Below are 8,108 nucleotides of genomic sequence, written 5' to 3'. Positions count from 1 at the left end.
GATGGACGACGGTCTGCGTTTCGCAATCCGTGAAGGCGGCCGTACCGTTGGCGCGGGCGTTGTTGCTAAAGTTCTCGGCTAATCGCTGATAACATTTGACGCAATGCGCAATAAAAGGGCATCATTTGATGCCCTTTTTGCACGCTTTCATATCAGAACCTGGCTCATCAGTGATTAATTTTGTCATAATCATTGCTGAGACAGGCTCTGCGGAGAGCGTATAATACGAAAAGCGAATAGCATTTCGATTGGTTTGCCTCGCACTCGCGGGGTGAAAATGTTTGTAGAATACTTCTGACAGGTTGGTTTATGAGTGCGAATACCGAAGCTCAAGGGAGCGGGCGCGGCCTGGAAGCGATGAAATGGGTAGTTGTAGCCGTGCTGCTGATTGTGGCGATTGTCGGCAACTATCTTTATCGTGACATGATGCTGCCGCTACGCGCGCTTGCAGTGGTAATTCTGATTGCTGCGGCGGGTGGTGTCGCGCTGTTGACGACAAAAGGCAAAGCGACCGTTGCGTTTGCCCGCGAAGCGCGTACCGAAGTCCGCAAGGTCATTTGGCCGACTCGCCAGGAAACATTGCACACCACGCTGATCGTAGCGGCGGTAACCGCTGTAATGTCACTGATCCTGTGGGGACTGGATGGTATTCTGGTTCGCCTGGTATCCTTTATCACTGGCCTGAGGTTCTGAGATGTCTGAAGCCCCTAAAAAGCGCTGGTACGTCGTTCAGGCGTTTTCCGGTTTTGAAGGCCGCGTAGCAACGTCGCTGCGTGAGCATATCAAATTACACAACATGGAAGAGTTGTTTGGCGAAGTTATGGTTCCGACCGAAGAAGTGGTTGAGATCCGTGGCGGCCAGCGTCGCAAAAGCGAGCGCAAATTCTTCCCGGGTTACGTGCTGGTTCAGATGGTTATGAACGACGCGAGCTGGCACCTGGTGCGCAGCGTGCCGCGTGTGATGGGCTTTATCGGCGGCACGTCTGACCGTCCGGCGCCAATCAGCGACAAAGAAGTTGATGCGATTATGAACCGCCTGCAGCAGGTGGGTGATAAGCCGCGTCCGAAAACGCTGTTTGAACCGGGTGAAATGGTTCGTGTTAATGACGGTCCGTTTGCTGACTTTAATGGCGTGGTTGAAGAAGTGGACTATGAGAAGTCCCGCCTGAAAGTTTCTGTTTCTATCTTCGGTCGTGCGACCCCGGTAGAGCTGGACTTTGCCCAGGTAGAAAAAGCCTAAGCAGCGATCAAAAAAGCGACGATTTAATCGTTGCACAAGGCGCGGGATTGGAATACAATTTCGCGCCTTTTGTTTTTATGGGTCCCGGCCCGTAAAACGAATTTTATTCACGGGGAGCCTCCCTGAGGCGCTATTACCCAATCAGAGGATTTTAGAATGGCTAAGAAAGTACAAGCCTACGTCAAGCTGCAGGTTGCAGCTGGTATGGCGAACCCAAGTCCACCAGTTGGTCCAGCTCTGGGTCAGCAGGGTGTGAACATCATGGAATTCTGTAAAGCGTTCAACGCAAAAACTGAATCCCTGGAAAAAGGTCTGCCAATCCCAGTCGTAATCACTGTTTACGCTGACCGTTCTTTCACTTTCGTTACCAAAACCCCTCCAGCAGCAGTTCTGCTGAAGAAAGCGGCTGGTATCAAGTCTGGTTCCGGTAAACCGAACAAAGACAAAGTGGGTAAAATTTCCCGCGCTCAGCTGCAGGAAATCGCGCAGACCAAAGCTGCCGACATGACTGGTGCCGACATTGAAGCGATGACTCGCTCCATCGAAGGTACTGCACGTTCCATGGGCCTGGTAGTGGAGGACTAAGAAATGGCTAAACTGACCAAGCGCATGTCCGTGATCCGTGACAAAGTTGATGCGACCAAACAGTACGACATCAACGAAGCTATTGCTCTGCTGAAAGAACTGGCGACTGCTAAGTTCGTTGAAAGCGTTGACGTTGCCGTTAACCTGGGCATCGATGCTCGTAAATCCGATCAGAACGTTCGTGGCGCAACTGTACTGCCACACGGTACTGGCCGTTCCGTTCGCGTAGCTGTATTTGCTCAGGGTGCAAACGCTGAAGCTGCTAAAGCTGCCGGCGCTGAACTGGTAGGTATGGAAGATCTGGCTGATCAGATCAAGAAAGGCGAAATGAACTTTGACGTTGTTATTGCTTCTCCAGATGCAATGCGCGTTGTTGGCCAGCTGGGCCAGGTTCTGGGTCCACGCGGCCTGATGCCAAACCCGAAAGTGGGTACTGTAACCCCTAACGTTGCTGAAGCGGTTAAGAACGCTAAAGCAGGTCAGGTTCGTTACCGTAACGACAAAAACGGCATCATCCACACCACCATCGGTAAAGTGGACTTTGACGCTGACAAACTGAAAGAAAACCTGGAAGCTCTGCTGGTTGCGCTGAAAAAAGCTAAACCAACTCAGGCGAAAGGCGTGTACATCAAGAAAGTTAGCATCTCCACCACCATGGGTGCAGGTGTTGCAGTTGACCAGGCTGGCCTGAGCGCTGCTGCAAACTAATGCCTTTACGTGGGCGGTGATTTTGTCTACAATCTTACCCCCACGTTTGCTAACGAAAGTTAGCGGCTAAAAGATTTGTTCGTTGGAGCCTGGCCTATCCAGGCCTCCGTCGAAGACCGCAGGTGTTTCGCAAGAAACTTAATCCCCTGCGTAGACGGTGACAGAACGCTAAGATTATTTTTAATACTCTGGCTTGTTTCTGCTCACCGTATTAAGACGCTCTTCCCGTTGGGTTGAGTGAAGTGAGTTCCGGAACATGAGTTCCGGCAAACATCCAGGAGCAAAGCTAATGGCTTTAAATCTTCAAGACAAACAAGCGATTGTTGCTGAAGTCAGCGAAGTAGCCAAAGGCGCGCTGTCTGCAGTAGTTGCGGATTCCCGTGGCGTTACTGTAGACAAAATGACTGAACTGCGTAAAGCAGGTCGTGAAGCTGGCGTATACATGCGTGTTGTTCGTAACACCCTGCTGCGTCGCGTAGTTGAAGGTACTCAGTTCGAGTGCCTGAAAGACACGTTTGTTGGTCCGACCCTGATTGCATACTCTATGGAACACCCGGGCGCTGCTGCTCGTCTGTTCAAAGAGTTCGCTAAAGCGAATGCAAAATTTGAGGTCAAAGCTGCAGCCTTTGAAGGTGAGTTGATCCCGGCATCGCAAATCGATCGCCTGGCAACCCTGCCGACCTACGAAGAAGCAATTGCACGCCTGATGGCAACCATGAAAGAAGCTGCGGCTGGCAAACTGGTTCGCACTCTGGCTGCTGTACGCGATGCGAAAGAAGCTGCTTAATCGCAGTTATCTTTATAAAGCATTTGCTTACGTATAAACTTATTCTGATTTTCAGGAACAATTTAAATGTCTATCACTAAAGATCAAATCATTGAAGCAGTTGCAGCTATGTCCGTAATGGACGTTGTAGAGCTGGTATCTGCAATGGAAGAAAAATTCGGTGTTTCTGCTGCTGCTGCTGTAGCTGTAGCTGCTGGCCCGGCTGAAGCTGCTGAAGAAAAAACTGAATTCGACGTAATTCTGAAAGCTGCTGGCGCGAACAAAGTTGCTGTTATCAAAGCAGTACGTGGCGCAACTGGCCTGGGTCTGAAAGAAGCTAAAGACCTGGTAGAATCTGCTCCAGCTGCGCTGAAAGAAGGCGTGAGCAAAGACGACGCAGAAGCACTGAAAAAATCTCTGGAAGAAGCTGGCGCTGAAGTTGAAGTTAAATAAGCCAACTTTTCTGGTTGCAGCCTAAGCAATTAGGCTGATGGCTGGTGACTTTTTAGTCACCAGCCTTTTTGCGCTGTAAGGCATCAGTAGCATTTCACACTGTTTGACTGCTGATTGTCCTGACAATGCTTGTTTCTATCGACGACTTAATATACTGCGACAGGGTGCTCGCTCTGTGTAAATCGCAATGAAATGGTTTAAGCGTGATAGCAACAGGTATTGCGGAAAGTATTCAATTTTCCGGTCCACAAAATGGTGTTGCACAAACTGTCCCTTCGTCGGACAGATGGGTCGACTTGTCAGCGAGCTGAGGAACCCTATGGTTTACTCCTATACCGAGAAAAAACGTATTCGTAAGGATTTTGGTAAACGTCCACAAGTTCTGGACATTCCATATCTCCTTTCTATCCAGCTTGACTCGTTCCAGAAGTTTATCGAGCAAGATCCTGAAGGGCAGTACGGTCTGGAAGCAGCCTTCCGTTCCGTGTTCCCGATTCAGAGCTACAGCGGTAACTCCGAGCTGCAGTACGTCAGCTACCGCCTTGGCGAACCGGTGTTTGACGTTCAGGAATGTCAGATCCGTGGCGTGACCTATTCCGCACCGCTGCGCGTAAAACTGCGTCTGGTGATCTACGAGCGCGAAGCGCCGGAAGGCACCGTAAAAGACATTAAAGAACAAGAAGTCTACATGGGTGAGATTCCACTCATGACGGACAACGGTACTTTCGTTATCAACGGTACTGAGCGTGTTATCGTTTCCCAGCTGCATCGTAGCCCGGGCGTCTTCTTCGACAGCGATAAAGGTAAAACACACTCTTCCGGTAAAGTACTGTATAACGCACGCATCATTCCTTACCGTGGTTCATGGCTGGACTTCGAGTTCGATCCAAAAGACAACCTGTTTGTCCGTATCGACCGTCGTCGTAAACTGCCTGCAACCATCATTCTGCGTGCACTGAACTATACCACTGAGCAGATCCTGGACCTGTTCTTTGAGAAAGTGATCTTTGAAATCCGCGACAACAAGTTGCAGATGGAATTGGTGCCGGAACGTCTGCGTGGTGAGACCGCGTCGTTCGACATCGAAGCCGACGGCAAAGTGTATGTGGAAAAAGGTCGCCGTATCACCGCGCGCCACATCCGCCAGCTGGAAAAAGATGATATCAAACACATCGAAGTTCCGGTTGAATACATTGCAGGAAAAGTAGCCGCGAAAGATTACGTTGATGAATCAACTGGCGAGCTGATCTGCCCGGCGAACATGGAGCTGAGCCTGGATCTGCTGGCTAAGCTGAGCCAGTCTGGCCACAAACGTATCGAAACGCTGTTCACCAACGATCTGGACCACGGTCCGTACATCTCTGAGACTGTACGCGTCGACCCAACCAACGATCGTCTGAGCGCGCTGGTAGAAATCTACCGCATGATGCGTCCTGGTGAGCCACCAACTCGCGAAGCGGCTGAAAGCCTGTTCGAGAACCTGTTCTTCTCCGAAGACCGCTACGATCTGTCCGCGGTAGGTCGTATGAAGTTCAACCGTTCTCTGCTGCGCGACGAAATCGAAGGTTCCGGTATCCTGAGCAAAGACGACATCATCGAAGTGATGAAGAAGCTCATCGATATCCGTAACGGTAAAGGCGAAGTGGACGATATCGACCACCTCGGCAACCGTCGTATCCGTTCCGTAGGCGAAATGGCGGAAAACCAGTTCCGCGTTGGCCTGGTACGTGTAGAGCGTGCGGTGAAAGAGCGTCTGTCTCTGGGCGATCTGGATACCCTGATGCCTCAGGATATGATCAACGCCAAGCCGATTTCTGCAGCAGTGAAAGAGTTCTTTGGTTCCAGCCAGCTGTCTCAGTTCATGGACCAGAACAACCCGCTGTCTGAGATCACGCACAAACGTCGTATCTCTGCACTCGGCCCAGGCGGTCTGACCCGTGAACGTGCAGGCTTTGAAGTTCGAGACGTACACCCGACTCACTACGGTCGCGTATGTCCAATCGAAACGCCTGAAGGTCCAAACATCGGTCTGATCAACTCCCTGTCCGTGTACGCACAGACGAACGAATACGGTTTCCTTGAGACCCCGTATCGTAAAGTGACCGACGGTGTGGTTACCGACGAAATTCATTACCTGTCTGCTATCGAAGAAGGCAACTACGTTATCGCTCAGGCGAACTCCAACCTGGATGACGAAGGCCACTTTGTAGAAGATCTGGTTACCTGCCGTAGCAAAGGCGAATCCAGCTTGTTCAGCCGCGACCAGGTTGACTACATGGACGTATCCACCCAGCAGGTGGTATCCGTCGGTGCGTCCCTGATCCCGTTCCTGGAACACGATGACGCCAACCGTGCATTGATGGGTGCGAACATGCAACGTCAGGCCGTTCCAACTCTGCGTGCTGATAAGCCGCTGGTTGGTACCGGTATGGAACGTGCTGTTGCCGTTGACTCCGGTGTTACTGCAGTTGCTAAGCGTGGCGGTACCGTTCAGTACGTTGACGCATCCCGTATCGTTATCAAAGTTAACGAAGACGAGATGTATCCGGGCGAAGCGGGTATCGACATCTACAACCTGACCAAATACACCCGTTCTAACCAGAACACCTGTATCAACCAGATGCCTTGCGTATCTCTGGGTGAGCCAGTTGAGCGCGGCGACGTGCTGGCAGACGGTCCGTCCACCGACCTCGGTGAACTGGCGCTCGGTCAGAACATGCGCGTAGCGTTCATGCCGTGGAACGGTTACAACTTCGAAGACTCCATCCTCGTCTCCGAGCGTGTGGTTCAGGAAGATCGTTTCACCACCATCCACATTCAGGAACTGGCCTGTGTGTCCCGTGACACCAAGCTGGGGCCAGAAGAGATCACCGCCGACATCCCTAACGTGGGTGAAGCTGCGCTCTCCAAGCTGGATGAATCCGGTATTGTTTACATCGGTGCGGAAGTGACCGGCGGCGACATTCTGGTAGGTAAGGTGACGCCGAAAGGTGAAACCCAGCTGACCCCAGAAGAGAAACTGCTGCGTGCTATCTTCGGTGAGAAAGCGTCTGACGTTAAAGACTCTTCTCTGCGCGTACCAAACGGTGTTTCCGGTACGGTTATCGACGTTCAGGTCTTCACTCGTGATGGCGTTGAAAAAGATAAGCGTGCGCTGGAAATCGAAGAGATGCAGCTCAAACAGGCTAAGAAAGACCTGTCTGAAGAACTGCAGATCCTCGAAGCAGGTCTGTTCAGCCGTATCTATGCGGTGCTGGTTGCCGGTGGCGTTGAAGCTGAGAAGCTCGACAAACTGCCACGCGATCGCTGGCTGGAACTCGGCCTTACCGACGAAGAGAAACAAAATCAGCTGGAACAGCTGGCTGAGCAGTATGACGAACTGAAACACGAGTTCGAGAAAAAACTCGAAGCGAAACGCCGCAAAATCACTCAGGGCGACGATCTGGCACCAGGCGTGCTGAAGATTGTTAAGGTGTATCTGGCTGTTAAACGTCAGATCCAGCCTGGTGATAAGATGGCAGGTCGTCACGGTAACAAGGGTGTTATCTCTAAGATCAACCCGATCGAAGATATGCCGCACGATGCTAACGGTACGCCGGTAGATATCGTACTGAACCCACTGGGCGTACCGTCTCGTATGAACATTGGTCAGATCCTGGAAACTCACCTGGGTATGGCTGCGAAAGGTATTGGCGACAAGATTAACGCCATGCTGAAACAGCAGCAGGAAGTCGCGAAACTGCGCGAATTCATCCAGCGTGCCTACGATCTGGGTACCGACGTGCGTCAGAAAGTCGACCTGAACACCTTCAGCGATGAAGAAGTGCTGCGTCTGGCAGAGAACCTGCGCAAAGGTATGCCAATTGCAACGCCGGTATTCGACGGTGCAAAAGAAGCTGAAATTAAAGAGCTGCTGCAACTGGGTGGTCTGCCAACGTCTGGTCAGATTACGCTGTTTGACGGCCGTACCGGTGAACAGTTTGAGCGTCCAGTAACCGTAGGTTACATGTACATGCTGAAACTGAACCACCTGGTCGACGACAAGATGCACGCTCGTTCTACCGGTTCTTACAGCCTGGTTACTCAGCAGCCGCTGGGTGGTAAGGCACAGTTCGGTGGTCAGCGCTTCGGGGAGATGGAAGTGTGGGCGCTGGAAGCATACGGCGCGGCATACACCCTGCAGGAAATGCTCACCGTTAAGTCTGATGACGTGAACGGTCGTACCAAGATGTATAAAAACATCGTGGACGGCAACCATCAGATGGAACCAGGCATGCCAGAGTCCTTCAACGTACTGTTGAAAGAGATTCGTTCGCTGGGTATCAACATCGAACTGGAAGACGAGTAATTCTCGCT

General features: G+C 51.6%; 8 protein-coding genes. All 8 read left to right on the top strand.

Annotation, left to right across the window (positions count from 1 at the left end; all coding sequences use genetic code 11):
* On the top strand, window positions 1-82 hold an 82-nt coding region (locus IM299_RS21700; protein ID WP_000340867.1), incomplete at its 5' end, for a hypothetical protein.
* Between the two features lie 227 nt (window positions 83-309).
* Window positions 310-693, top strand: a complete 384-nt coding sequence (gene secE, locus IM299_RS21695) for a preprotein translocase subunit SecE (protein ID WP_003862342.1) — start codon at window positions 310-312, stop codon at window positions 691-693.
* Between the two features lies 1 nt (window position 694).
* A complete protein-coding gene (gene nusG, locus IM299_RS21690; RefSeq protein WP_003862341.1) occupies window positions 695-1,240 on the top strand; it encodes a transcription termination/antitermination protein NusG in 546 nt (181 codons plus the stop codon).
* Between the two features lie 156 nt (window positions 1,241-1,396).
* On the top strand, window positions 1,397-1,825 hold the full coding sequence (gene rplK / locus IM299_RS21685) for a 50S ribosomal protein L11 (RefSeq protein ID WP_008503452.1): 429 nt from the start codon (window positions 1,397-1,399) through the stop codon (window positions 1,823-1,825).
* Between the two features lie 3 nt (window positions 1,826-1,828).
* Window positions 1,829-2,533: a 50S ribosomal protein L1 gene (gene rplA, locus IM299_RS21680; RefSeq protein WP_006810530.1), complete on the top strand. Its 705-nt coding sequence runs from the start codon at window positions 1,829-1,831 to the stop codon at window positions 2,531-2,533.
* 289 nt (window positions 2,534-2,822) lie between these two features.
* Entirely contained in the window at window positions 2,823-3,320 is a 498-nt protein-coding gene (rplJ, locus tag IM299_RS21675) for a 50S ribosomal protein L10 (protein WP_003862338.1), read from the top strand.
* Between the two features lie 66 nt (window positions 3,321-3,386).
* Window positions 3,387-3,752, top strand: a complete 366-nt coding sequence (rplL, locus tag IM299_RS21670) for a 50S ribosomal protein L7/L12 (RefSeq protein ID WP_002445276.1) — start codon at window positions 3,387-3,389, stop codon at window positions 3,750-3,752.
* A gap of 319 nt (window positions 3,753-4,071) precedes the next feature.
* Window positions 4,072-8,100, top strand: a complete 4,029-nt coding sequence (gene rpoB / locus IM299_RS21665; RefSeq protein WP_015569976.1) for a DNA-directed RNA polymerase subunit beta — start codon at window positions 4,072-4,074, stop codon at window positions 8,098-8,100.
* Window positions 8,101-8,108 lie beyond the last annotated feature (8 nt).

The sequence above is a fragment of the Enterobacter cloacae complex sp. P47BA genome, from assembly GCF_014930485.1.
In the GTDB taxonomy this organism is placed as follows: Bacteria; Pseudomonadota; Gammaproteobacteria; order Enterobacterales; family Enterobacteriaceae; genus Enterobacter; species Enterobacter bugandensis.
Note: the sequence above shows the minus strand (reverse complement) of the source record. Positions and strands in the feature narration are given on the sequence as shown.